The organism is Paraglaciecola polaris LMG 21857 (assembly GCF_000315055.1).
Lineage (GTDB): Bacteria > Pseudomonadota > Gammaproteobacteria > Enterobacterales > Alteromonadaceae > Paraglaciecola > Paraglaciecola polaris.
This window is the reverse complement of the sequence record NZ_BAER01000138.1, coordinates 1-24,664: the sequence shown is the minus strand read 5'-3', so window position 1 is coordinate 24,664 and position 24,664 is coordinate 1. Positions and strand designations below refer to the sequence as shown.

The window sequence follows — 24,664 nt, the reverse complement described above, 5'->3', positions numbered from 1 at the left end:
AGTTTAATTTAAATAAAGGAATAGCATGAAAATTTGGGTTGATGCGGACGCTTGTCCAGTTCTGGTGAAACAGATTTTATTTAAAGCCGCCCAGCGCACACAAGTTGAAATGACACTCGTGGCCAATCAACACATCCCTGTACCACCTGATAAAAATATTACCAGTGTTCAGGTACAAAGTGGCTTTGACGTAGCAGATGACTACATTGTTGAGCAGTGTGTTGCTAATGATTTGGTGATCACCGCTGATATTCCCTTGGCGGCAGAAGTGATTGAAAAAGGCGCCCACGCGCTTAACCCACGTGGTGAACTATACAGTAAAGAAAGCATTGGCAGTATTTTGAATATACGTGACTTTATGGACACCATGCGCAGCAGTGGCGTGCATACCGGTGGGCCTGGTGCATACGGGAATAAAGAGAAACAAGCATTCGCCAACAACCTAGACAGGCTATTGGCCCAGCGTTAACGCTTTGAGGACACGTTAGCTATTTTACAGTGGCTTAGGGGTAAGTTTACTTAAAAAACGCTTGGGCCTTAGCGATAATACCCACATCATCCATGCCTAATTCGGCATACATCTCAGTCTGCGTTCCTTGCATAATAAATGCATCTGGCAAGCCTATTTGCAGTAAGCGACTAGTGTGTGTGGTACTCAGTATATATTCCGCTACAGCACCACCGGCGCCGCCCGCAATGGCGCCATCTTCTAACGTAATGAGCAGTTCATGCTCGCTTGCGACTTGATTGACCGCTTCGATATCAAGGGGTTTAACAAAGCGCATATCGATCACAGTGGCATTTAGCATCTCGGCCGCCTTTTCAGCGTAAGGTAATAATACGCCAAAATTCAGTATGGCTATTTTTTGCCCTGCACGAATAGCTCGGCTCTTACCTATTTCTAAGGCCTGCATGGTCGTTTCTGGCGTGACCCCTGTGCCTGAACCTCGTGGGTATCTTACGGCAGCAGGCTTATCAAGTTTATGACCCGTGTAGAGCATCTGGCGGCATTCGTTTTCATCGGCAGGGGCCATGATCACCATGTTTGGAATACAACGTAGAAATGGGATATCAAACGCGCCTTGGTGTGTGGGGCCGTCTGCACCGACTAAGCCTGCGCGGTCTATGGCAAATAACACGGGTAAGTTTTGTATTGCTACGTCGTGAATGAGTTGGTCGTAAGCACGCTGCAAAAAGGTTGAGTAAATCGCCACTACGGCGTTTTGACCTTCTTTTGCCAAGCCTGCAGCGAACGTTACTGCGTGTTGCTCAGCAATGGCAACGTCAAAATATTGCTTTGGATATTTCTGTGAGAATTCCACCATACCTGAGCCTTCACGCATGGCAGGTGTGACGGCCATGAGGTTAGGATCTTGGTCTGCCATGTCACATAACCAGCGACCAAATATATTCGAAAAAGTAGGATCGCTAGGAGCGGCTTTTGGTAAACCATCTGCAGATGGATTAAATTTCGGTACGGCATGAAATTTAATCGGATCTTTTTCGGCTAGCTCGTAGCCTTTGCCTTTTTTGGTGACCACGTGCAGGATCTGTGCGCCTTTGATATTGCGCATATTTTTTAGGGTATCAACCACGCCATTTACATCATGACCGTCAATAGGGCCAATATAGTTAAAGCCGAGTTCTTCAAAGATGGTACCAGGGACAACCATTCCCTTAATATGTTCTTCTGCGCGGCTGGCGAATTCTTTAATGGGTGGCACTGTGCTGAGCAGCTTTTTACCGCCATCGCGAATGGAATTGAAAAAGTTGCCGGTTAATAGGCGGGCTAGATGGCTATTTAGCGCACCAACGTTTTCGGAAATTGACATTTCGTTATCGTTTAAAATAACTAACATGTCTTTGTCTATGTCTCCGCCATGATTTAATGCTTCAAATGCCATGCCGGCTGTCATTGCGCCGTCCCCAATCACCGCCACTACTTTTCGGCCCAAAGCTTCTTTTTCTGCGGCGACAGCCATACCTACGGCTGCGCTGATGGACGTAGATGAATGACCCACGGCAAAGGTGTCATATTCACTTTCATTTGGCCAAGGGAATGGATGTAGGCCGTTTTTCTGACGAATGCTTGGCATACGGCCACGTCGACCGGTTAATATCTTGTGCGGATAAGCTTGATGACCCACATCCCATATCAAACGGTCGAATGGGGTGTTGTAAACGTAATGCAACGCAACCGTCAATTCGACTGTGCCTAAACCTGAGGCAAAATGTCCACTACTTTGGCTTACGCTAGTCAGTAAATATTGACGTAATTCTTTGGCTACTTGCTTTAGTTTATCTTGCGGTAACTCGCGCAGTTGCTCGGGTGTGTCCGCCAAAGCCAGAAGAGGGTAGTGGGCTAAATCCAGGGTCATGAGGTACGTTTCTACTATTATTATTGGATGATGATGTATCGTTCGTAATCAGTGATTACGATGAATGACGAAATCGGTGAACGATCTCAGCACCTGTGTATTGTATGGCAAAGCACGCAAAGCTTGAAGTGCTTCTTGGTGAAGTTCACTGAGATAACGCTGAGCGCCTTCAATACCAAGCAATGCAGGGTAGGTACTTTTATTTTGTTGTTGGTCAGACCCTTGAGGTTTGCCTAGAATTGCTGAGTCTCCAACTACATCTAAGATATCGTCTTGCACTTGAAATGCTAAGCCTATGGTCTGGGCATACTTGTTCAACAGCGCTTTGCTGTCATCCGTTATGTTCGGACTAAGTACGCAGGCCATCTCTACTGCCGCCAAAATAAGCGCGCCAGTTTTTTTGCTGTGTAGCAATTCCAACTGCGACTGACTAATACGTTTATTGGTTGAATCAAGATCAATTGCTTGGCCGCCGCACATACCAGAATAGCCAGACGCTCGGCTTAATATTCTAATTAACTCAATTCGTTGCTGATTAGCAAAATCAGATAAGGGGTGGTTAACAATGATTTCAAAGGCGAGGGTTTGCAAGGCATCGCCTGCGAGTATGGCACTGGCTTCGTCAAATTGAATATGACAGGTGGGATGACCGCGACGTAAGTCGTCGTCATCCATTGCGGGTAAGTCATCATGTACCAACGAGTATGCATGAACGCATTCAAGAGCCAAAGCGGGAGCATCTAGGTCTTGTTCTTCTACGCCCAATGCTTCACCTGTGGCATAAAGCAGAAACGGGCGCATACGTTTCCCGCCCATCAATAATGCGTATTGCATGGCACTTTTTAGGGTCGGAGCGTGATCCCCTAATCCGGAAATTTGTGCTTGAAGTAATGTATCTACGTGTTGATGTACACGTTTTTGTTGGGTCTCAAAGGTCATTTAATCTTGGGCATTGGAGGGATCAAAGTCTGCTAGCGGCGCTTGCTCGTCTTGACCCATTAATATTTGAACTTTCTGTTCAGCTTGTTTGAGCTTGTTTTGACTGTGGCGGGCTAATTGGATACCGCGCTCAAAACGCCCCAGGGCATCTTCTAAACTCAACTCACCTTCTTCCATTTGATTGACTATGTCATCGAGCTCTTGCATTGATTCTTCAAAGCTTAAGTTTTCGGTTTTTTTACGGCTGGTCATAGGTTTCGCTTCTATTTAGTCATGCTCTTTACGAGTTGAGCGCACCTTACCTGAGGGGTAAATAGTGGTCAAACCTTTTTCAACCCACAAAGCACGAACGAACGCTGTAAATTAATGCTTAATTAAATGAGTATGGCAAGAAGCGAAGGAGATATAGCGCTATATTGACAAGGATTTGTACGTATGGACTATAGATTATTTCAACTTTGTCGATAAAATGACTAACCAAGTCAATAACCTAAACGCATACCCTGTGATTAGTAATTTATTTAACAGTCGTTTTTAGAACTCGACTCCATTTTTATTTCGCGTAATACATTTTTTTTGATGGGAGTACATAGTGGATTTAGCAACCCTTATTGGCATGATTGGCGCATTTGGTTTCGTGATCATGGCCATGGTGCTAGGCGGTGATTTAGGAATGTTTTTTAACGTCCCATCTATTTTGATCGTTGTGTGCGGCAGTCTATTTGTGGTGTTATCTCAGTTCACTTTAGGACAATTCTTTGGGGCAGGTAAAATTGCTGGCAAAGCGTTTATGTTCAAAATAGAGTCACCTGATTCGCAAATTGAAAAAATTGTTGAGATGGCAGATGCCGCTCGTAAAGGCGGTTTTTTAGCCTTAGAAGAAGCACAAATAGAAAATGAATTCATGCAAAAAGGCGTCGATATGTTGGTTGATGGCCACGATGTAGATGTTGTGCGCGCCACATTGGGCAAAGACATCTCCATGACCACGGAACGACACGAGTTTGGCGCCAGTATCTTCAAAGGCCTGGGGGATGTTGCCCCCGCCATGGGAATGATTGGTACGCTTATCGGTTTGGTCGCCATGTTATCGAATATGGACGATCCTAAGTCAATCGGTCCAGCGATGGCGGTAGCCCTGTTAACCACGCTATACGGGGCGGTGTTAGCGAATGTGGTGTGTCTACCCATAGCGGAAAAGTTGGGCAATCGAGCGGTGGAAGAGAAACTCAATCAAAGCCTCATTTTGGATGGCATTATTGGCATTGCTGATGGGCAAAATCCACGGGTCATCGAAGGCATATTGAAAAATTATTTAGCTGCGAGCAAACGCGGCAAAGCAACGGAAGACGCATAAGTCATGGAAGACGAATGCCCAAAATGCCCACCCGCTGGCTTGCCAGCATGGATGGGTACATTTGCCGATTTAATGTCCTTGCTGATGTGCTTTTTCGTCTTGTTGTTGTCGTTTTCAGAAATGGATGTACTCAAATTTAAGCAAATTGCTGGTTCCATGAAGTTCGCGTTTGGCGTGCAGAATAAGATCGAAGTAAAAGATATCCCCAAAGGCACCAGTGTCATTGCCATGGAGTTTCGACCTGGGCGGCCAGATCCAACGCCAATTGAAACAATCCAGCAGCAAACCATAGAAATGACCCAGCAAATGCTAGAATTTCAGGCTGGTAACGAAGACTCTGCCGGTGGTCGTCAAAAGCAACGAGGTGAGCAAAAAGGCGGCGCAGCTCAACAAACTGCAAGCGAGCAATCCACATCAAGTACTAAAGCGAGCCAAGAAGAAGCTAACGAGAAGATGAAAAAAGTTGCTCAACAGCTAGAGAAAGAGATTCTAGATGGGGCAATTGAAATGGAATCATTGGGGCAGCAACTGATTATTCGCATTCGTGAAAATGGCTCCTTCTCCGCGGGCTCGGCATTTTTACAACCTCAATTTAAGCCTATTCTGCGTAAAATAGGTATCTTACTGGCGGATATGCCCGGTGATATTGAAATTTCAGGCCACAGTGATAGCTTAGTGATTTCTAACGAATTGTATCGTTCAAATTGGGATTTATCTGCGCAGCGGGCGGTGGCTGTAGCTGAAGAGTTGCGCAAAGCCCCTGGGTTTGACGAAAGCCGAATGGCTGTGGTGGGGAAAGCGGATACGGCCCCCTTGTTAGGTGACGATGACGCTCAAGCTAGAAGCCGTAATCGTCGAGTCGAAATTGCCGTTAAGCAAGGTAAAGCCAAAGAGTCTGAACCTATTTCGATAGTTGAGTAAGCATAAAATCAAAAAACGACCCAACTTACGGGGCGTTTTGCATTTGCTCATGACGGTAAATGTCCGTCTGTTTACGTGGTAGTACACGAAGGCAAACGAGCACTCTTATCAAAAAATATTGAGAACTCGGCAACCGTCACACCGAATTTTTTCATGTAAGAACGATTCATCATGCGTTTATCATCCAAAGCGTACATCCAATCATCAATGGCAAAATCGTATTCGTTTCCATCCATGGGGACCGTTAACGTGTATTGCCAGTTAAATGCACTGCCTTGGGATGAACCTGAGGCTTGGCCAACTACATCCCCAGCACTGCCGATTACTGAGCCATCAGGGTTAATAGATATGTCCCATATCCGTGTTTGGCGTGTACCATCATTGAAATAAAATTCTTCGTTAAATTGCCCATTATTACCCTGCCAAGTCGCGGTGATATCCACACAGAATCGACGTGTGAGCTTACCTGAATAGTCTTGCACTATTCCCCAGGCCGTTAACTCACCACTAAAAAAATCTTTTAGCGAGAAGGTCGGGGTCGAGCCTCGGTATTCATCTATAGCCGTGCTACAAGCATTGAGTAACAGTAGGCTTGCGGAGATAAGAAGGACTTTTATGGAGTACATGATTTTCACCTATTTTGATTTGCCGATCAGTTGTTTGCGCAGTTTCGGATAGCTGGCTTTTGGATCTAGCCAAATACGTAAAAAATTACTCCCGAAGTCTTTATCATCAAAGCTACCAAGCCGTGTATGGTTAAAATAGAACTCTGTGCTCTGGTCACTCTTGAGGACAAATAAAAGCGTGTCATGTTCTTTTATATCAGGCCAAATGACTCGGAGATTTTTAAGCCAAGGCTGATAAACGTCTTTTGCAATAGCCAGTTTGTCCCATTCCTCGGCAGTTGCCTCTAACAAATCCTCGGCGTCGATATCCCGTAGATATTCTATTTGCAGTGCAACTGGTCGTTGGGCGTCTGTGTAGTTGCCATCGCTGCTATATAGGGTGGAATGGTAAATATCCCAGAACACCACCGACAAGGTAGCGCTGCCGACGGGCTTTAAAAGGCTTATCGGTGATGCACCATATGTGGCAGGGGAAAGTAACATTATGCAAAGTGCGATAGTCGCTGGAAATGGCATCATATTATCGACTTAGCGGTGCCGAATAGGCGGGTTTACTTAATACTAGTTGCACGGTACTGATGGTACGCTCCAAAAAGCCACCTTCACAGTAACTAAAATAATAACGCCACATGTTGCTAAAGCGCTCGTCGTAGCCGTCTTGGGATAGCGCATCTATGTTGTTGTTAAAGGCTTGATGCCAATGTTGCAGCGTTTTTGCATAGTCTAAACCGATATCATGCAGATCACGGATCATCATGTCGGTGTGCTTTTTTAAATGCTGATTAATTAACAATTGAGACGGTAAGAAGCCACCAGGGAAAATATGCTTTTGAATAAAGTCTACGCTTTTAGCATAGCTATTGAGGCGATGGTCACTGATAGTGATGGCTTGCAGTAGCATAATTCCGTCTTTCTTTAAGCGGTTTGAACATTGCTGAAAAAATGTCCCTAGATATTCCTTGCCAACGGCTTCAATCATTTCAATTGACACCAGTTTGTCGTATTGACCGTCTAACAAGCGGTAGTCTTTTTTTAACAAGGTGATTTGTTGCTGTAAGTTCTCTTGTTCGACCCATTGCTCGGCGAAGCGATATTGCTCTTCTGAGATGGTGGTAGTCGTGACACGGCAGCCGTAATGTTTAGCGGCATAAATGGCTAGACCGCCCCATCCTGTGCCAATTTCTAATAGATGGTCGTTTGGTGTTAATTGCAGCTTTTCACAAATTGTTTTCAATTTATGTTGCTGTGCTTGATGCAAGTTAGCGTCTTGATGGGGATAAATTGCTGATGAATACATCATGCTTTGATCGAGAAAGCGGCTATACAATTTATTGCCTAAATCGTAATGATCAGCGATGTTCTTTTTTGCCTGACCGGCGGAATTGCGTTTGGCTAAATGGGCAATCTTTCTAAGGGGTAAAGCCAACCATTCCATTTTGCCTTCCCAGCGATCGAGCATAGGCAAGTTACGAGCAAAAATACGAATGACATTGGTTAAATTGGGTGTGGTCCACATACCATCTGTGTAGGTTTCGCCAGAGGCAACACTGCCGCCAAAAAGCAAACGGCGATATGCTCGCAAATCGAGAAAGTTAATTTCAGCATGCAGGTCTGAGCCTTTTTCACCAAAGACATCAATCAGCACACCGTTTTCTTTGATCACCATTTCTCCCTCAGGCAAGCTGGCAAATATTTTCAACATGATTTGGCGGCTGATTTTATCTTGCCAAGAAAGGGAATCTATTTCTTGCAGTGTCTGTTCGCTGTTCATCATATTACTTCTTACCTTGAGTTGCGTGGGCGTAAAACGGCACACGTTTGATAAATAATTTTATTGCCTGCCAATAAATACCGACGACCGTTTTAATCGCCATGCTTGGGATTGATATCAATACGCGTAATACTGATTTAGAGTTCAATTCGACACGGGTTAAATTCAACCCGGTATCTAAATGAGTGATGTCTTTGACACACTTGAGCGTTAAATTAAGTTTTTCAGAGGGTTGCATAACCGACCATTTATATTGCATATCCAAGGGATTGAAAGGGGATACATGAAACGCTTTTTGGGAGTCTTGCTGATCGTTTAAGTCCACTAAGTAGTGGTGCCGTTCGTTCCATGGGGTATTGCTGACTTCAGCCAACATATGACTATATTCACCATCAGGCTGGCGTAAATAGTAAAAATTGACAGGGCTGAAATACAACCCAAAGGTGCGAACTTGCCCAAGTAGATACACATCGCCACTCAGTGGCTTTGCAGCTAGCTCACTCATGCGTGTCAGTACACTTTTCTCAAGAGGTTCACTATTGTCGCCTAGATAATCTTGGCGTTTGTATTGCAACGGTGCCCAGCGTGAAGCAGAAAAATAACGCACTTTTTTTTCTGCTTCATTCAGTTCGTCAAGTTTGAGCCACATTAGAAAAATATCGTAATTAAATGAATTTTTCTTAGGGAAGTGGCGAGCATGAAAAACTCGACCTTTGTAAATAGCGCTTTGCATCAAAGCATTTCACCAAAGTGTTGGCAAACATCTAAGGCACTGCGTACCCCATCTTCATGAAAACCGTTGTACCAATAAGCGCCGCAAAAATGTAAACCATTGATGGATGATATTTCGTCTCGTCGCGACTGGGCATGTATAGCCGCTTCGTTGAATTGTGGGTGAGCGTATTGATAAACCCCTAATATCGTATTTTTGGCAATATTACTGCGGTCATTTAGCGTGACGCAAAAGGTAGTATCAGACGCTAAACATTGCAAAATGTTCATGTTGTAAGTGAGAACCGCTGGGGACTGATGGGCTTTATTTTCATTCGCTATGGCGTAATTCCAGCTTGCCCAGGCAAGTTTACGCTTAGGAAGGACGCTGCTGTCTGTGTGCAAAATCACCTCATTAGGAATGTATTTTATCGGCCCCAAAATATTACTGACAAGCTCCCGCTGAGGGATACCAGGATTATCGAGCATGCTCAGTGCTTGGTCGCTATGACAGGCAAATATCACTTCATCGTAATGGGCACTGCCGTTAGCGTTATTTACTTGATAACCGAGCTCTCGTTTTGACACACTCGTGACAGGGGTGCGTAATTGAATGTTATTGGCGAATCCTTTTGTTAAAGGGGCAATGTATTCTCTTGAGCCGCCGACAAGCGTGTACCACTGGGGACGGACCGTGATATTGAGCAAGCCATGATTATTGAAAAACCGTAAGAAAAATTGGAAAGGAAACGTTTTGATATCTTCGACGCTAGTGGACCAAATTGCCGCGCACATTGGCAATATATAGTTATAGATAAATGCGTCACTAAACTGATGCTCGGTTAGAAAGGTAAATAAATTTTGTTGCTTATCAATACTTTCTGCATCTTGTGCTTTACACAATTTATTAAAACGCAGTAGATCTCTTACGATACGCCAGAAAAAGGGGCGAAAAATATTACGTCTTTGAGCAAATAGGCTATTAATAGTATTGCCGTTGTACTCCAGGTTTCGCTCCATGTTTTTGACACTGAAGCTCATTTCAGTTGGCTGACTTTTAACCTGTAATGTGTCCATTAGTTTTATAAAGTTAGGGTAAGTCCAATCGTTGTATACGATGAAACCGGTATCGATGGCATAATCACGCCCTTTGACAGTGACGTCTTTTGTTGCGGTATGACCGCCGATATAATCGTTGGCTTCATACACAGTGATATCATGCTTTTTGTGGAGTAAATAACCACAGGTAAGTCCTGAAATTCCGCTACCGATAATGGCAATTCGCTTACGCATCTTAATTTACGTCCTGTTTGTTATTCTTCATTCGTTTGCTTAATGCGACTTTGAGTGAACTCGGTAGCCGATAAAGCGTACGAAGTAGCATGCCGAATATCGTTGGAAAAAAGATACTGCTCGTGTGTTTTTCTATGCCATGTAATAGGCTTGCGACGGCTTCATCCACTGAAATACGCATGGGCATATCAAAATCATTTTTATTTGTGAGGGGGGTGGCTACGAAGCCAGGCGATACGCTTTGTACTATGATCCCCCGGGACGCTAAATCGACTTCCATCGTTTTAGTTAGATAATGCAATGCCGCTTTACTTGCACCGTAGGCTTGGCTCTGGGTGAACGGTAGAAGGCGAGCCATGCTATCCACTATGACTAATTGATTACCCGTAACGAGCTGGGGTAACAGTGCATCTATGCAATTCACCACACCAAAAAAATTGGCTTCGAATACACGTCTGAACATGGCAGGATCAAAAGTGTCTATTTCGACATATTCACACACGCCTGCATTAAGTACATAAATATCTGCACTGGTGTGTCGCAACGCATTCAGCGTTTGTTGTTGATCGCTAACATCGAACTTAAGTGCTGACACATTTTGAATCGTGCTAAGTGTGTTTAACTTTTCGCCGTTGCGTCCACAGGCGATAACCCTGTAGTCTTTGTTCGCCGCGAGTTTTACTAACGCTTCGCCTATTCCGGAAGTGGCGCCTGTGACTAACATCCGTTTCATGTTGCTAATCTTCCTTTGAGATAGCGGATGAACGAGCCAATTAATGGAATATGCTCGTATAGCATGCTGCCTAAATCATAATAATCCCGCTGGTAACTAATTTTATTGTTAGTAATGACCAATTGGCTAATACCATCAACACTGACGGTCTTACCACTTTTGAGTTTAGGATGGTTAAAATGCATCACCCAAGTGACGGTGACTGTGGGATCCGCCTTATCAACCTGTAATATGTCGAATGTACATGTGCTGACATTTTGCAGTAGCTGGGCGAAGTAATGGCGCATGGCTGGTAAGCCTTGGTGTTTTCTAACCGGATCGACAAACACTATGTTATCGCTGTACAGCAAGGCAAGCTCGGTGAGCGACTGGTTGTCTAGCTTCTTATAAAATTTCACGAAATGTTCTACTGCATCCATTTATACGTACTCATTATTCGTCGACGAATGTTGACTGGGTATCCATAGTATTAGGAGTTAAATCGAATTTTAGATCACCTTTTAACTAATTTTGCATTATCAACGATCCAAATCTTTATCATGGCGTATCAAAGACTAACGACTATTAGAGTATCGCTGTTTAAATCTGAATATGTTTACTTTACCTTTGTTTCCATTGTCCGCTCACGTATTACCTCAAGGGCGCATGGCATTACGTATTTTTGAGCCACGTTACGTGCGCATGGTTAAAGATGCCTGTGCGGCGCAGACTGGCTTTGGCATTTGTATGTTAAATGCTAACGGCGATAAAACGCGCAATGAGCATATCCACTCGGTAGGAACCCTGGTTAAGGTGATTGATTTTGATCTGTTAAGTGATGGATTACTTGGAATAACTGTAGAAGGTGAAAAATGTTTTTCAATTCAGCATATAGACATCGAGCATGACGGTTTGCGCTTAGGGCAATGTACCTTGCTACCCGCTTGGCAAGTGCAACCGCAAACCGATGCATCTTTGATTCGACAGAGACTCGTCGATATTTTTGAAAAGTATCCGGAGATTCAAGCGCTGTACCCATCGCCTAGTTTTGACAATCCGATTTGGGTGATCTATCGCTGGTTAGAGCTTCTACCCGTTTCTGCTGAACAAAAACAACATTTTATTCAGCAAAGTGACTATGTCAAAACGATCGATTTTTTGACACAATTGGTGAAATGATCTTTTTCACCAATAAGCCTGTATAAAGCCTAATCGCAAACACAGGTGAAAAGTGATGCTTGTCGGAATCCCTTTGGAATCAAAACATTCAAATGCAGTTGTCCCTAAAGATTGTGCTGACGAAATGTCTGCATATTTAGCTTTGGTTGGGCAGGCCCGCTGTAAACGTTCTTTTGCTGAGGTATTCAATTATTTCGCCCCACGACTTCGATCTTATGCATTGAAGCAAATGGGTAACGAAGCGCTCGCCATGGAGTTAGTGCAAGACACCATGTCTAACGTATGGCAGAAATCACGCTTATTTAATGCTGATAAGGGCGCGCCTTCTACATGGATTTTTACCATCGCGCGCAACATACGCTTTGATATGTTGCGCAAACAACGAAATCGTAAAGAAGACATTTGTGCTGATGATCTGTGGCCCATTCTTTGTGAGCAAACCGCAGATGTTAACGAGGTTGCTCTTGATGACCAAGTTATCCTTCAAGAACTCGGGCAGTTGTTTGATGAACTGCCGCAAAAACAACGTGTTGTCATCGAAGCTATTTATATTGAAGGTAAATCGCAACAAGAAGTCGCAGACCAACTGTCCATTCCTCTTGGCACGGTTAAATCTCGAACTCGATTGGCCCTGCAACGCCTGAAAGAGATGTTAAAAGATAATGATTAATTTCCACCCACAATTAGCACACCTTCGTGCTTTTGCTGAAGGCACGTGCCCGACTAATTTGGCACTGATGATTTCAGCTCATGTCGATATGTGCCCTCGTTGCCAAGCGTTAACGACACAGGCACAAGAAGAGCTAAGCGCAGAAGTGTTCGCAGCCCCTGTTGACTCAGTTGTTGTCGAGCAAGATTTCAAAGACATGATGTTGCAAATCACCCAAACAGCAGATTTTGAGCCAGCCAGAGTGCAACCTGTCAGTAATTTATTGGAGTTGGATGGGCGTCACTTTGCTCTGCCAAGAGCTCTTGCTCGCTATACCCGTAAAACAGGCAACTGGTCGCGTTTAGTAGGTAAGTTATGGCAGGCGCCTGTTGATTTAGGTCAAGAAGGACAAGCTAACTTTATTTATATGGAAAAAGGTGGCCGTGTACCTGAACACACACATAAGGGGACAGAATTTACGTTAGTGATTGATGGTCAATTTAGCGACGGGTTAGCTGACTACGATTGCGGGGACTTTACGATTATGGACGGTAGCAATAAACATATGCCGTTTTCTGAAGCTGACGAAGGTTGCTTGGTATTTACTATGGTAGACAAGCCCTTACATTTCACATCGGGTTTGGCTCGGCTGTTAAATCCATTCAGCCAGTTATTTTTTAAATAATCCTCTGTTAACTTATATATAGATACAAAAACGCGCCTTGAGCGCGTTTTTTTGTATGACTGACTTAGGTATCGAGCTAGCTGATAAAGCTGCTATCTGGATAGTTAAGTTTAAGGGTTTTCATCACGTTATTTTTCAAATCATCGAGCTTAAGTTGATCGTAACATTCCACCATGATTTCTAGTGCTTCTTGCACATGATCTGTATCTGGGTAGTACTCCAGCACGTAACGACCGCGGTTTGCTGCGGCTACATATGCTTCACGGCGCATATAAAAACGTGCAATAGCGATTTCATACTTCGCTAGACGACTTTTAATGTGCAGCATACGCTTTTGTGCGTCTGCGGCATATTTGCTGTCTGGGTATTTTTCGATTAAACGTCTGAAATCTTCGAATGCTTCACGGGATTTACTTGGATCACGATCTGAACGGTCAATACCGACCAATTCTTGGAATAAGTTTTTGTCAGATTCCATGTTGGTTAATCCACGCATATATATAGCGTAATCAACATCAGCATGATTTGGGTTTAAGCGAGTGAAACGATCAATCGTCGAAATAGCTTCATTCACTTTACCTGATTTGTAGTAAGCATAAATCAAGTCCAACTGAACCTGATTCGATAACGGGCCAAATGGGTATCTTGAGTCTAATGCACTGAGGGTTGCGGTAGCGGCATTGAAGTTACCAATTGCCATTTTTTCTTTAGCATCTTCATACAAAGATTGAGCACTACGGTTATTGACAACGACTTCTTCTTCATCGGGAGAGGACGAACAGCCACTTATCGCGATAATCGCTGCGGCTAGAAAAATCTTGGGTAACGATAACTTTCTCATCATATTTATCTTATTTGCTCTTATTTATGCTTGCGATAAGCGTTCGTCGATTCATTGCTGACAAAAATCCGTTAGAATAGGGTTTTATTGAACCGATAACAGCTGCATATTCTAACCCAGCGTATTGGGCTATGCACATATAAATCGTTCAGAAACACTACTAGGGTCTCCTTTGCATGTCTACCAGCTATGAAAAAATACAACTACAGGCCATGGTGCCGCAAACGTTATTAGGTAAACGTTTGGATCAAGCTTTGGCTGAAATGTTCCCTGATTATTCACGATCTCGAATAAAAGATTGGATATTGGCTGATCAAGTCTCGGTCGATGGTCAGATAGTGAACAAACCAAGAGAAAAGTTACTTGGTGAAGAGTTAATTGAAATCGATGCCAGCATTGAAGTACAAGAGCGACACAGCGCACAGAATATTGATTTAAACATTGTCTATGAAGACGAGCATATTCTTGTCATCAATAAGCCGACTAATCTCGTTGTGCATCCTGGGGCAGGTAATGCCAATGGCACAATTTTGAATGCGTTACTTAATCATGTACCTGATATAGGCAGTGTACCGCGTGCCGGCATAGTGCATCGATTGGATAAAGACACCACGGGTTTAATGGTGGTGGCTAAAACGATCCCTGCACAAACTCATTTAGTTGAAAAGCTGCAAGCCCGTGAAATAAGCCGAGAATACGAGGCTGTGGTGTATGGCAATCTGATTGCTGGTGGCAGTATTGATGAGCCAATAGGCCGCCACCCAACTAAACGTACCAACATGGCGGTAGTGCAATCAGGCAAGCCTGCTTTGACGCACTACCGAGTTAAACAAAAGTTCCGCGCCCATACGCATCTTCGTTTAAAGCTGGCGTCAGGCAGAACACATCAAATTCGCGTACATATGGCGCATTTACGTCACCCTCTAGTGGGAGACCAAGCATATGGTGGGCGTCCGCGTTTACCTAAAGCAGCAAGCGACATTATGATAGAGACCATTCGAGGGTTTAAACGCCAAGCCTTACACGCCATTCAATTGGAGCTTGAGCACCCTATCACTGGTGAGTGGATGTCGTTTAAAGCGCCACTTCCTGATGATTTTGTTAACCTGCTGGCGGTGTTAAAAGAAGATACCGCACTGAATCCGGACGACCTAGTGTAGCTAATGTCGACACTTGATTTTATCACTCCTCAGTGGTCTGCCCCCGCAAACGTGCGGGCGTTTTCTACTACTCGGACCGGCGGTGTCAGTGAGTTCCCTTATGATTCATTGAATGTAGGGGGGCACGTAGGCGACGAGCATCTCGCTGTGCAAATGAATCGTCAAAACCTACCTAGATATCAAAATATCAAATGGTTAGAGCAAGTTCATGGCGTTGGCTGCGTGACATTGGATGCTGCTTCTGCACAGAATCAGCGTTTTGATGCAAGTCGTACAATTTTGACTAATGTGGTTTGTGCTGTGATGACGGCTGATTGTTTACCGATTCTTTTGTGTAATAAACAAGGCAATGAAGTTGCTGCTGTGCACGCAGGCTGGAAGGGGCTAGCTGATGGGGTCATTGAGAATAGCTGTGAAATTATGCGAAGCAGCCCAACGGATATACTCGCTTGGATTGGCCCGCATATTAGTCAGGTCAATTTTGAAGTGAACGAAACCGTGTTGAACCGTTTTGCACACTACAGCCACTGCTTTGTTAAGGGGCGAAGTGAAGGTAAATACCAGGCTAATTTACAGGCTATTGCCCAAGCCAAACTAGCAGCGTTGGGGATCAGCGATATTTACACGGCGGATATGTGCACCTATAAAAACGAAAAGCAGTTTTTTTCTCATCGACGTGCTACCCATCAAGGTATAAGTAATACCGGACGCATGGTGTCAGGTATCTACTTGCACTCTTAATAAGCTTTTATTTCCTTGATCTAGCGCAATAATCTTTGATTAAAAATCTTTCCAAAGCTTGAATATTCTCAGCCGCACACCATTAATAGGTTAATTATTAATCCATTATAAAGTGAGTGGCATATGCGTTTAGATAGTTTTACCAGCAAGTTTCAGCTTGCCATATCAGATGCCCAATCCATCGCGCTTGGGCGTGACCACCAATACATTGAACCTGTACATTTGATGACCGCCTTGCTGAACCAGCAGGGTGGCTCTGTACGTTCCTTGTTTGAACATGCCAAAGTCAATGTCAACGCGTTACGCTCGGCATTAGCTGAGGCGGTGGATCACATTCCGCGTGTTGAAGGTGTGGGAGGCGACGTACAGTTAGCCAAAGAAACAGTTGTACTGTTAAATCTGAGCGATAAAATCGCGCAAAAGCGCAAAGACAAGTTTATTACGTCGGAAATATTTGTCTTAGCCGCTGCGCAAGACAAAGGAAAGCTTGGTGATTTGCTACGCCAAGTTGGCGCTAACGAAGACGCTATTGATAAAGCAATAGAGGATATGCGCGGCGGTCAAACGGTTAATGACCCTAATGCTGAAGATGTGCGTCAAGCGCTTGAAAAATTTACCACAGATCTAACGGAACGAGCAGAGCAGGGCAAGCTTGATCCAGTTATTGGTCGAGACGATGAAATCCGCCGTACTATACAAGTTTTACAACGCCGGACCAAAAATAATCCTGTGTTGATTGGTGCGCCAGGTGTGGGTAAAACCGCGATTGCAGAAGGACTAGCTCAGCGGATTATTAACTCAGAAGTACCCGAAGGACTGAAAAATAAACGGGTTTTATCCCTGGATATGGGAGCGTTAATCGCAGGTGCAAAATACCGTGGTGAGTTCGAAGAGCGTTTAAAAGCGGTGTTAAATGAACTGGCTAAAGAGGAAGGCCGCGTCATTCTATTTATTGACGAATTACACACCATGGTTGGCGCGGGTAAAGGCGAAGGCGCAATGGATGCGGGCAATATGCTCAAACCCGCTTTGGCGCGAGGCGAATTGCATTGTGTCGGCGCGACAACATTAGATGAATATAGGCAATTTATTGAAAAAGACGCGGCACTCGAAAGGCGTTTCCAGAAAGTGCTGGTGGAAGAGCCAAGCGTAGAAGATACCGTTGCGATATTGCGTGGTTTGAAGGAGCGTTACGAGCTACATCATTCTGTAGAAATAACCGATCCCGCTATTGTGGCCGCAGCTTCTTTGTCTCATCGTTATATCAGTGACAGACAATTGCCTGACAAAGCCATTGATCTTATCGATGAAGCAGCGTCAAGTATCCGTATGCAAATGGATTCCAAACCTGAGGATATGGATAGGCTCGAGCGCCGTATCATTCAGCTAAAACTCGAAGAACAAGCCCTAGCTAAAGAGAAAGACGACGCAAGTCATAAACGCTTAGAGCTTATTGAAATTGAGCGAGAACAGGCTGAGTTCAAGTTTTCTGAATTGGAAACGATCTGGAAAGCAGAAAAACAAGCCATGCAAGGTACGCAGAATATTCGTGCTGAGCTTGAGCAAGCAAAATTGGATTTAGAAATCGCCCGTCGAGCATCCGATTTAAGCCGCATGTCTGAGCTGCAATATGGCCGCATACCTGAACTTGAAAGTAAGCTTGAAATTGCGACTGAGAGTGAATCTCAGTCTGTCGAACATCAGTTATTGAAAAGCCGCGTAACGGAAAATGAAATCGCTGATGTGCTTTCACGCTGGACGGGCATTCCTGTATCAAAAATGCTCGAAGGTGAAAAAGACAAGCTTATGAGTATGGAGAGTGCACTACACGAGCGCGTGGTGGGGCAAAGTGAGGCGGTCAATGCCGTGTCTAACGCGATACGTCGTTCACGTGCGGGGCTCGCTGATCCGAATAAACCCATAGGCTCTTTCTTATTCTTGGGGCCAACAGGGGTGGGTAAAACCGAGTTATGTAAAACCCTTGCACACTTTTTGTTTGATACTGAAGATGCCATGGTACGCATTGATATGTCAGAATTTATGGAGAAACATTCAGTATCTCGATTAGTGGGAGCTCCTCCTGGTTATGTAGGATATGAAGAAGGTGGATATTTAACTGAAGCTGTTCGCCGTAAGCCTTACTCGGTCATCTTGCTTGATGAGATAGAAAAGGCTCATCCTGATGTATTTAATATTTTGCTTCAAGTACTCGATGATGGTCGTTTAACCGACGGACAAGGTCGCACCGTTGATTTCAAAAATACTGTTATCATTATGACGTCTAATTTGGGTTCAGATATTATTCAAGAGCAGCACAGTGAGAATGATTACGAAAAAATGAAGCAGTCTGTGCTTGATGTACTGAGTACGCATTTCAGACCTGAATTTTTAAATCGCGTCGATGAGACGGTTGTATTTCATCCTTTGGGACTCGAGCAAATCACCTCTATTGCCAGTAAGCAATTACAGTTCTTGCGCAAACGTTTAGAAGAAAAGGGCATAGGATTAGAATTAACCGATGCTGCGTTACAAAAACTCGCGGAAGCAGGGTTTGATCCTGTTTACGGGGCGCGTCCGTTAAAACGAGCGATTCAAATGGAAATTGAAAATCCACTGGCACAGAAGATTTTATCAGGAAAACTCATTGCTGACAGTGTGGTCAGTATTGATGCAGATGAAAATGGACTCATCATTAATTAACAGTTAGATGTTGATTTCTTTTCCGCCCATAACAAAAACGGCTACCTTGGTAGCCGTTTTTGTTATTTTAAACCGAATGCTGACTTAACTAACAAGCATCTAACTTATAGAGTTTTTAGCAAAGCTTGAGCTTCCTGTTTTTCAGGAAATGGAGTCGTACCGGAAAGTGCTTGTTTTAACTCATTTCTCGCTTGCTCAGGTTTGCCTAGTCCCTTTAGGGCGGCGGCTAGATGATAGCGAATAGAGGGATCATTTGATTGCATGGTAAATGCTGTTCGTAGTGTCGTTAATGCCTCTTGATATCGAGCATTTTGAACCAATAACCAGCCTTTTGTATCTAAAATCGCCGCTGAATTTGGCACCAGTTCCACTGCTAATTCAGCATACTCTAACCCTTTATTAGGCTCTGCATTAGCCTTAATTAATGCCAAATTGTTGTATATGCGCGCTTTGTTCGGTAAATTTTCAACTGCAAGCAGCTTCACGTATTGAGCCTCAGCGGCCTGCATATCGTCCTCGATATAAAGTAAATCGCCAAGTAAATGTCTTTGGAAGTGCGCATCTTTGTTTACGGATAAGTGATTACTTAAATACTGTTTGAACTCTTCTTGATGATGACCTTGACTGGCTATTTTATATAACTCTATAAGAGGCAGAGTAAAGTCGGGTTTTAGAGTGACAGATTCAAAATACGCACTATAGGCTCGGTCGATATTATTTATAGCAGTGAAGTAACTGCCTTGTAATACATATACGTTTGGATTGTTTGCAAAGTCTTTTTGCATGTTGTCAATAACGGTTTTAGCTTCGGGTAAACTTCCCTGGCGAATAAGTAATTGTCCATATTCAAGTTTTGCTAATGCGTATTGGGGGGCAATAGTTGAGGCTCGTTCTAGGCTCAACTTTGCGCCATTAATATCTTTTGCTTGTAGTTGAGATCGACTTAACTCAACCAGTCGAGGAGCGTCACCTGACCATTGACCAAATATAATGTCTAATTGGCTTCTTGCTTTTTGCGGTTCATCTAACGCTATCAGTAAATTTGCTTTCTCAAATATATACGCAGAATTTAAGCGATCAATTTTCAAAAGAGCATTCATTTCAGTTAACGCGACTGAATACTTCTGTTGTTGGCGATAAATATTCGCTAGCAATTCATGGGGAGCTGCTTTGTTAGGATCAACAGCTTTTGCTGTAAGCAGACTTTCGATAGCACTATCAAGGCTCTGTTGTTTAACTAATATTTGCGCACGCAAGACGAGAGCTGTGATATTCGTGGGTTGGAGAGCGACTACCTTATCAATAGTTTGGTGAGACTCTGGAAGCAGGTTTTGTGTAAATTGCACTCTAGATAAGTTCATAAGCGCTGCTATGTTTTCTGGATCTTTTGAGAGTACGCTGTTTAAAGAGGTCGTAGCTTGTTGGTAATTGCCTAAACGAATATTCAGATCGGCATGTAAGTTCTGATAATTCAAATTATCAGATTGTAATTCAATCAATTTATTAGCGGATAATAACGCTTCTGCATAACGTTGATTATTGGCTTCGAGTGTCGCTTTAAAAAGCAGAACATCTTCTGCGCTCGTATCAATATTACTGTTGTTCAATAGAGCAAGTGCTTCATCAATCTTGTCTCGGCGCACCAGCAACTTTGCTTCTAATAGAATGACGGTATGGTTAATGTCATGTTCTTGCTTTAGTTCTTCAACAAGACTATTGCATTTGAATACTTTGTTACTGGCTAAATACAGGTCGCACAATAAAGACGATACAGGAATGCTGTTAAGTACAATACTTTCATTGAGTTCAAGCAACTCCATAGCCTTCTTTGAGTCACCCTGTCGAATATGCGCCTCGGCCAGCATGCCTAATAACTCGGGAGGAGCAGAGCTTGATTTAATATAGCGGCTTAATTCCCGTACGGTGACTTCGTAATTTTTATTAATATAAGCGGTTATGCCAGCAACTAAGCTGATCCAGCTTGTTTGTTCTTTATTTTTTTCAGTCGCTAAGCTCAACATTTGATTAAGCTGGGCCAATAAGGCATCGGCTTCAGAGCTTTTCTCCTGCATCGCTAATACACGGGCTTTTAATAGCTGTGTCTGCAAGTCACCAGAAGTCTGCTCTTCAATGAGCGCAATCATCTCCTCAGCTTTACTGAGCATATTCGCTTCTACATAACTATTTGCGAGCGCGCGTTTAATGGTTGGATCGAAGTCATCAAATTGGTAAGCAAGCTCAAACTGGTTTCGTGCTTTGTCACTTTTGCCTTGGCTTTGTAATACCAAACCACGCATCATTAGACTCTTTGAGTTTTTGTCGTCGATTGAGAGTGCGCTATCTAGATATTGGTTAGCTTGAGCATACTCTTTATTCAAAAGTGCTATCTGCGCTAATCCATTTAATATATTGCTGTTTTCACCTAACTGAAGTTGGGCATTCTCATAAATCGACTTTGCTTGCTCGAGTTCCTTTTTCTGAATATGCGCCGCCGCTTTTAATAGTTGAACATCGAGTTTTACTGATGAAGATAAACTGCGCGGTGTTGGCAGATCTATAAGTGCATCAAACCTGCGGCTAATAAGATAGGCATTCGCTAGTGGTACAAGTACCAAATTTAAATCCGCGCCAGCAGCCATCACTTCTTCAAACTCCGTGATAGCATCATTAACATAGCCGTCCACTAATAAAACGCGACCCATTAGCAGTTTCGATGGTAAATGAGAGGGCGACTCTTGTAGGGCGTTCTTGAGGTGAATGTAAGATTCGGAGAACGCTTCTTGATTGAACGAAGATAGTGCTTTCTCATAATTCTCTGATGTGTCAGCGAAAGCCAAAGAGGGTAATACAGCGCAAAATGCAATGGCGCTAAGCGAGATGGGTAATGAACAAAGTTTCATAAGTTAGGTCGACTCTTTTCCTTAGAATGCATGAGTAAAATATTACGATATATTTCGCCCGAATGCCTCGGCTATTTAATAGATGCGTTTATATGAGCGTACGTATTAAGGCAAAAAAAAACCTCACAAAGTGAGGTTTTCAAAACTTTAAAAGTGTTTATGCAGTTTTACGACGACGCCACACAGCAAATAGACCGAACGAAGCCAGCACTGCTAGTGAGCTAGGTTCCGCAACATCTGTAGGTGGCTTAGGATCTGGTCCTGTACCAGCGATTGTAGTTATACCAGCTATTTTGAGGTAATCTTTTTGGAAGTTGAAAGTATCACCAAAGTTACTGTTGTATGCTCCTATTAACCAATAACGCGCTTCGATTTCACTGTCTACATTAATATTATTCGTTCCCTCATTCAATGAGGCGAAATTTGCGCTGTAAAGCAAATTAGTAGCTTCAGATACTTCCTTCCAAGTACTTCCGGACAAGGTAGGCACATCACTAAAGGCTGCTATACTAATGTCTGAACCCGCCAACGATCCGTTGTCGTACCTTCCAATATAACCGATGTTGATTTCCGAAATATTAACGAAATCATCAAAACTAAATAACAACATGTCGGTATCAGTACTATTATCAACGTAATGAAGATCGTTGTTGCGGTTGTAGTTAAGCAAACCATAAGAATTATTGGCTGCAGTAGCAGTCTCAATTGTGTCCGGACCACTAATTTCATTAGTATCCGCCCAAGCCGTTACTGACAAATTAGTATCCGAAGAACTAAAGTTCAATGTATTGCCATACGAATTAGTGCCGGTGCCAGTCCCATAATCGTTACCATTATAAGTTCTGAAATTCCAAGAAGTGGTCTCGGTAGCAAAGCTAGCAAATGACATAGTCATTAGCGATGCCGCTAGCGCTGCACTGCGCAAAATAAATAATTTCTTCATATTAACCTTCCAGTCCTTTAAAGATGCTGAGTGTTATAAATTCTTATGGTTGCGGTATAGCACTATTCATGCCACCGATAAATAATCTTTACAATACAATTGGTTATTAACTTTCATAATGAAGCGTTGATAAACATGTAAAGAAATCAGACAAGTGGTCAGCTTTGTGACTCCATACATCGACAGTGATCATATTATACATTTTGTTGTATAAGCGAATATAGGAAATACGTATAATAGGTATGCTTACTGATACGCCAAATATACAACAATAAAAAAGCAGTGGCGTAATCTTACTGTTTTTTTAAATTGTCCAATAACTAACACTAAACGTTTATGTTATCTTGGCGCCGTTATTTTACCAAAGGAGCTGTTATGCCCGAATCTAAGCGAAAAGGTATTTACCTTTTACCTAACTTATTAACCACTGCTGGTTTATTCTCTGGTTTTTACGCCGTTGTCGCGTCTATGAATGGGCACTTCGAAGCCGCAGCCGTTGCTATATTTGTAGCGATGATTTTTGATGGACTCGATGGCCGGGTAGCGCGTATGACTAATACGCAAAGTGAGTTTGGTGCTGAGTATGACTCCATGGCCGATATGGTGTCGTTTGGTATGGCACCAGCATTGGTAGCGTACAATTGGGGACTAAGTGGCCTAGGAAAAATTGGCTGGTTAGCTGCTTTTATTTATGTGGCAGGCGCCGCCTTAAGACTCGCACGTTTCAATACTCAAATTGGTACTGCAGACAAACGTTACTTTCAAGGACTTGCCAGTCCAGCTGCTGCGGCCCTTGTTGCCGGTTTAGTGTGGGTTGGTGGAGAATATGACGTCAATGGAGACGATTACGGCGTGATAGTCGCGCTAGTGACCAGTCTCGCAGGCCTATTAATGGTCAGTAACTTTAAATATAACTCATTTAAAGAAGTTAACTGGCATGGCAAAGTACCGTTTGTTGCCCTGTTGCTGATCATGTTGATATTCGTTGTGGTAGCGACTGAACCTGCTTTAGTCTTATTTGTCGTATTTGCCTTGTACGCACTCGCTGGGCCGATTAATACTTTCCGCAGTGTCGATAAAGTGAAGCTTGAACACGTAGTAGGGGACGCAGACGAAAACGATGCAGACTTTATGTCAGACGAAAACGAAGAGCAAAATGGAAGTCCAGAGTCAAAAGATAACGAGCAAGACTCTCCGAGCAAAGAAAAGTAATCCGCTTATTCATAACATAAGCGCAGGCTTGTTATGTTAGCCCGGACAATTCAGTATTCTAAAACACTATCAGGTCGTTCATTTGGCCTGATAGTCTTTATTTTCTCCCTGTCAGTTTTCTTTGCATGAATTCCATGACCAATTTTAACGCGATAATAATACGTATCGTTCTTGATGGCTTCGAGCGTGCTTAAATCCGCTGGTAACGAATCTTGTGTGAGAAGTATATGTAATATTAAAATGTGAATTCGGAACGCTAGCTACACTTCTTGTAATCTACCCATAACTGCTATGAACTTCGGTTTCGTAGTTGTTAGATTACACTGTGCGCTCTTTAGCGCCGCTAAATTCCATTTGGGATTGTCCTGTTTTATCAAACCATGCAACAGGCTTCCATTTAACTAAATGGCGTAACCTGACTTCGCTACCGTATTAGTGGCACCGTTCTAAGAAAGGGTAGTGCGTACTCCAGGCATGAATAACCATAACTCGCCAAGCCTTCATTAAGTCATTGTGCATATAATTCCTTTCTAATTATCTATTAACAGTATCGTGACTTTTGACAACTGAATCAGAAACAGCAAAATTATCTCGAGCGATAAAAGCCATAGATGCCAATAACCACTATTCGTGTCGGCAAATATGCCCGCTTATATATAGGCGATTAAAAGTTAGCTGCTTGTTACTGTTCAGATGCTAAGTGTGCTGAAATTATTATCTATATTACCGACTATTGATTCACAAGTAGCTGTTATAAGGGGCGGGTTTCTATTTGAACTGCACAGTCCCTGCTGATAAATAAAGCAATGTGCCCTAAAGATAGTCACATTGTTTATAAAACCAGCGGTCGAACGGTTTTTTTGAAATAAGGGTTGCGCTAAGGGTTTGTATCTCTATAATGCGCATCTCGCTTCGGGACAGCCGCTACAACAGCTGCACCGACACA

Annotated in this window: 23 protein-coding genes; 10 read left to right on the top strand and 13 right to left on the bottom strand. The window is 43.3% G+C overall.

The window, feature by feature from the left end; translation table 11 throughout:
* Positions 1–25 precede the first annotated feature (25 nt).
* Positions 26–469 carry a YaiI/YqxD family protein gene (locus tag GPLA_RS22005; protein ID WP_007107239.1) on the top strand — a complete coding sequence of 148 codons (444 nt, stop codon included), beginning with the start codon at positions 26–28 and terminating at the stop codon, positions 467–469.
* Positions 470–515: 46 nt separating this feature from the next.
* On the opposite strand, the gene dxs is transcribed toward GPLA_RS22005, so the two are convergent.
* From dxs to xseB, 3 genes are read right to left on the bottom strand one after another with little or no spacing between them, the layout of a single operon-like run.
* Positions 516–2,378 (bottom strand): 1-deoxy-D-xylulose-5-phosphate synthase, encoded by a 1,863-nt coding sequence (gene dxs / locus GPLA_RS22000; protein ID WP_007107238.1) that lies wholly within the window; start codon positions 2,376–2,378, stop codon positions 516–518.
* A 48-nt stretch (positions 2,379–2,426) separates the two neighbouring features.
* On the bottom strand, positions 2,427–3,317 hold the full coding sequence (gene ispA / locus GPLA_RS21995; RefSeq protein ID WP_007107237.1) for a (2E,6E)-farnesyl diphosphate synthase: 891 nt from the start codon (positions 3,315–3,317) through the stop codon (positions 2,427–2,429).
* Positions 3,318–3,569: an exodeoxyribonuclease VII small subunit gene (gene xseB, locus GPLA_RS21990; RefSeq protein ID WP_007107236.1), complete on the bottom strand. Its 252-nt coding sequence runs from the start codon at positions 3,567–3,569 to the stop codon at positions 3,318–3,320.
* Between the two features lie 340 nt (positions 3,570–3,909).
* Here xseB and pomA point away from each other — a divergent pair, with 340 nt between their 5' ends.
* Together pomA and GPLA_RS21980 are read left to right on the top strand one after the other, a co-directional pair.
* Complete coding sequence (gene pomA / locus GPLA_RS21985) at positions 3,910–4,674, top strand: flagellar motor protein PomA (protein WP_007107235.1); 765 nt, start codon at positions 3,910–3,912, stop codon at positions 4,672–4,674.
* 3 nt (positions 4,675–4,677) lie between these two features.
* On the top strand, positions 4,678–5,595 hold the full coding sequence (locus GPLA_RS21980) for a flagellar motor protein MotB (RefSeq protein WP_007107234.1): 918 nt from the start codon (positions 4,678–4,680) through the stop codon (positions 5,593–5,595).
* 71 nt (positions 5,596–5,666) lie between these two features.
* Here the strand turns inward: GPLA_RS21980 and GPLA_RS21975 are convergent, their stop codons facing one another.
* From GPLA_RS21975 to GPLA_RS21945, 7 genes are read right to left on the bottom strand one after another with little or no spacing between them, the layout of a single operon-like run.
* Positions 5,667–6,221, bottom strand: a complete 555-nt coding sequence (locus GPLA_RS21975) for a DUF3833 domain-containing protein (RefSeq protein WP_007107233.1) — start codon at positions 6,219–6,221, stop codon at positions 5,667–5,669.
* A 9-nt stretch (positions 6,222–6,230) separates the two neighbouring features.
* A complete protein-coding gene (locus GPLA_RS21970) occupies positions 6,231–6,704 on the bottom strand; it encodes a chalcone isomerase family protein (protein ID WP_007107232.1) in 474 nt (157 codons plus the stop codon).
* 37 nt (positions 6,705–6,741) lie between these two features.
* Positions 6,742–7,995 (bottom strand): SAM-dependent methyltransferase, encoded by a 1,254-nt coding sequence (locus GPLA_RS21965; RefSeq protein ID WP_007107231.1) that lies wholly within the window; start codon positions 7,993–7,995, stop codon positions 6,742–6,744.
* Position 7,996: 1 nt separating this feature from the next.
* Positions 7,997–8,725 (bottom strand): DUF1365 domain-containing protein, encoded by a 729-nt coding sequence (locus GPLA_RS21960; protein ID WP_007107230.1) that lies wholly within the window; start codon positions 8,723–8,725, stop codon positions 7,997–7,999.
* Positions 8,725–9,996, bottom strand: a complete 1,272-nt coding sequence (locus GPLA_RS21955; RefSeq protein ID WP_007107229.1) for an NAD(P)/FAD-dependent oxidoreductase — start codon at positions 9,994–9,996, stop codon at positions 8,725–8,727. Before GPLA_RS21955 ends, GPLA_RS21960 begins: the two co-directional genes overlap by 1 nt.
* 1 nt (position 9,997) lies before the next feature.
* The gene (locus GPLA_RS21950) at positions 9,998–10,729 is read right to left on the bottom strand and encodes an SDR family NAD(P)-dependent oxidoreductase (protein WP_007107228.1); all 732 of its coding nucleotides are present in this window, start codon (positions 10,727–10,729) and stop codon (positions 9,998–10,000) included.
* The gene (locus GPLA_RS21945) at positions 10,726–11,148 is read right to left on the bottom strand and encodes a nuclear transport factor 2 family protein (protein WP_007107227.1); all 423 of its coding nucleotides are present in this window, start codon (positions 11,146–11,148) and stop codon (positions 10,726–10,728) included. Before GPLA_RS21945 ends, GPLA_RS21950 begins: the two co-directional genes overlap by 4 nt.
* A 172-nt stretch (positions 11,149–11,320) precedes the next feature.
* Here GPLA_RS21945 and GPLA_RS21940 point away from each other — a divergent pair, with 172 nt between their 5' ends.
* The 3 genes from GPLA_RS21940 to GPLA_RS21930 are packed head-to-tail and all read left to right on the top strand — an operon-like array spanning position 11,321 to position 13,221.
* Complete coding sequence (locus tag GPLA_RS21940; RefSeq protein ID WP_007107226.1) at positions 11,321–11,887, top strand: LON peptidase substrate-binding domain-containing protein; 567 nt, start codon at positions 11,321–11,323, stop codon at positions 11,885–11,887.
* 55 nt (positions 11,888–11,942) lie between these two features.
* Positions 11,943–12,557 carry a sigma-70 family RNA polymerase sigma factor gene (locus tag GPLA_RS21935; protein WP_040515700.1) on the top strand — a complete coding sequence of 205 codons (615 nt, stop codon included), beginning with the start codon at positions 11,943–11,945 and terminating at the stop codon, positions 12,555–12,557.
* Positions 12,550–13,221 carry a ChrR family anti-sigma-E factor gene (locus GPLA_RS21930; RefSeq protein ID WP_007107223.1) on the top strand — a complete coding sequence of 224 codons (672 nt, stop codon included), beginning with the start codon at positions 12,550–12,552 and terminating at the stop codon, positions 13,219–13,221. Before GPLA_RS21935 ends, GPLA_RS21930 begins: the two co-directional genes overlap by 8 nt.
* A gap of 76 nt (positions 13,222–13,297) precedes the next feature.
* Here GPLA_RS21930 and GPLA_RS21925 read toward each other — a convergent pair whose 3' ends face one another.
* The gene (locus tag GPLA_RS21925; RefSeq protein ID WP_007107222.1) at positions 13,298–14,062 is read right to left on the bottom strand and encodes an outer membrane protein assembly factor BamD; all 765 of its coding nucleotides are present in this window, start codon (positions 14,060–14,062) and stop codon (positions 13,298–13,300) included.
* Between the two features lie 176 nt (positions 14,063–14,238).
* On the opposite strand from GPLA_RS21925, the gene rluD reads away from it, so the two are divergent.
* From rluD to clpB, 3 genes are all read left to right on the top strand, one after another.
* Positions 14,239–15,222 carry a 23S rRNA pseudouridine(1911/1915/1917) synthase RluD gene (gene rluD / locus GPLA_RS21920; protein WP_007107220.1) on the top strand — a complete coding sequence of 328 codons (984 nt, stop codon included), beginning with the start codon at positions 14,239–14,241 and terminating at the stop codon, positions 15,220–15,222.
* Positions 15,223–15,225: 3 nt separating this feature from the next.
* Positions 15,226–15,963 (top strand): peptidoglycan editing factor PgeF, encoded by a 738-nt coding sequence (gene pgeF, locus GPLA_RS21915; RefSeq protein WP_007107219.1) that lies wholly within the window; start codon positions 15,226–15,228, stop codon positions 15,961–15,963.
* Positions 15,964–16,086: 123 nt separating this feature from the next.
* Entirely contained in the window at positions 16,087–18,663 is a 2,577-nt protein-coding gene (gene clpB / locus GPLA_RS21910) for an ATP-dependent chaperone ClpB (protein WP_007107218.1), read from the top strand.
* 104 nt (positions 18,664–18,767) lie between these two features.
* On the opposite strand, the gene prsT is transcribed toward clpB, so the two are convergent.
* Together prsT and xdp1 are read right to left on the bottom strand one after the other, a co-directional pair.
* The gene (prsT, locus tag GPLA_RS21905; protein ID WP_040515699.1) at positions 18,768–21,563 is read right to left on the bottom strand and encodes an XrtA/PEP-CTERM system TPR-repeat protein PrsT; all 2,796 of its coding nucleotides are present in this window, start codon (positions 21,561–21,563) and stop codon (positions 18,768–18,770) included.
* 157 nt (positions 21,564–21,720) lie between these two features.
* Positions 21,721–22,506 carry an exosortase-dependent surface protein XDP1 gene (gene xdp1, locus GPLA_RS21900; protein ID WP_007107216.1) on the bottom strand — a complete coding sequence of 262 codons (786 nt, stop codon included), beginning with the start codon at positions 22,504–22,506 and terminating at the stop codon, positions 21,721–21,723.
* Between the two features lie 375 nt (positions 22,507–22,881).
* On the opposite strand from xdp1, the gene pssA reads away from it, so the two are divergent.
* Complete coding sequence (gene pssA, locus GPLA_RS21895) at positions 22,882–23,718, top strand: CDP-diacylglycerol--serine O-phosphatidyltransferase (RefSeq protein WP_007107215.1); 837 nt, start codon at positions 22,882–22,884, stop codon at positions 23,716–23,718.
* Positions 23,719–24,664 lie beyond the last annotated feature (946 nt).

Bases quoted from the DNA above. Each gene is read 5' to 3' on its own strand.
- clpB (WP_007107218.1), top strand. From the start codon at position 16,087: ATGCGTTTAGATAGTTTTACCAGCAAGTTTCAGCTTGCCATATCAGAT.
- GPLA_RS21975 (WP_007107233.1), bottom strand. From the start codon at position 6,221: ATGTACTCCATAAAAGTCCTTCTTATCTCCGCAAGCCTACTGTTACTC.
- xdp1 (WP_007107216.1), bottom strand. From the start codon at position 22,506: ATGAAGAAATTATTTATTTTGCGCAGTGCAGCGCTAGCGGCATCGCTA.
- GPLA_RS21945 (WP_007107227.1), bottom strand. From the start codon at position 11,148: ATGGATGCAGTAGAACATTTCGTGAAATTTTATAAGAAGCTAGACAAC.
- pgeF (WP_007107219.1), top strand. From the start codon at position 15,226: ATGTCGACACTTGATTTTATCACTCCTCAGTGGTCTGCCCCCGCAAAC.
- prsT (WP_040515699.1), bottom strand. From the start codon at position 21,563: ATGAAACTTTGTTCATTACCCATCTCGCTTAGCGCCATTGCATTTTGC.
- GPLA_RS21925 (WP_007107222.1), bottom strand. From the start codon at position 14,062: ATGAGAAAGTTATCGTTACCCAAGATTTTTCTAGCCGCAGCGATTATC.
- dxs (WP_007107238.1), bottom strand. From the start codon at position 2,378: ATGACCCTGGATTTAGCCCACTACCCTCTTCTGGCTTTGGCGGACACA.
- GPLA_RS21960 (WP_007107230.1), bottom strand. From the start codon at position 8,725: ATGCAAAGCGCTATTTACAAAGGTCGAGTTTTTCATGCTCGCCACTTC.
- ispA (WP_007107237.1), bottom strand. From the start codon at position 3,317: ATGACCTTTGAGACCCAACAAAAACGTGTACATCAACACGTAGATACA.
- xseB (WP_007107236.1), bottom strand. From the start codon at position 3,569: ATGACCAGCCGTAAAAAAACCGAAAACTTAAGCTTTGAAGAATCAATG.
- GPLA_RS21980 (WP_007107234.1), top strand. From the start codon at position 4,678: ATGGAAGACGAATGCCCAAAATGCCCACCCGCTGGCTTGCCAGCATGG.
- pssA (WP_007107215.1), top strand. From the start codon at position 22,882: ATGCCCGAATCTAAGCGAAAAGGTATTTACCTTTTACCTAACTTATTA.
- GPLA_RS21950 (WP_007107228.1), bottom strand. From the start codon at position 10,729: ATGAAACGGATGTTAGTCACAGGCGCCACTTCCGGAATAGGCGAAGCG.
- GPLA_RS21970 (WP_007107232.1), bottom strand. From the start codon at position 6,704: ATGTTACTTTCCCCTGCCACATATGGTGCATCACCGATAAGCCTTTTA.
- GPLA_RS21940 (WP_007107226.1), top strand. From the start codon at position 11,321: ATGTTTACTTTACCTTTGTTTCCATTGTCCGCTCACGTATTACCTCAA.
- rluD (WP_007107220.1), top strand. From the start codon at position 14,239: ATGTCTACCAGCTATGAAAAAATACAACTACAGGCCATGGTGCCGCAA.
- GPLA_RS21965 (WP_007107231.1), bottom strand. From the start codon at position 7,995: ATGATGAACAGCGAACAGACACTGCAAGAAATAGATTCCCTTTCTTGG.
- GPLA_RS21930 (WP_007107223.1), top strand. From the start codon at position 12,550: ATGATTAATTTCCACCCACAATTAGCACACCTTCGTGCTTTTGCTGAA.
- GPLA_RS21935 (WP_040515700.1), top strand. From the start codon at position 11,943: ATGCTTGTCGGAATCCCTTTGGAATCAAAACATTCAAATGCAGTTGTC.
- GPLA_RS22005 (WP_007107239.1), top strand. From the start codon at position 26: ATGAAAATTTGGGTTGATGCGGACGCTTGTCCAGTTCTGGTGAAACAG.
- GPLA_RS21955 (WP_007107229.1), bottom strand. From the start codon at position 9,996: ATGCGTAAGCGAATTGCCATTATCGGTAGCGGAATTTCAGGACTTACC.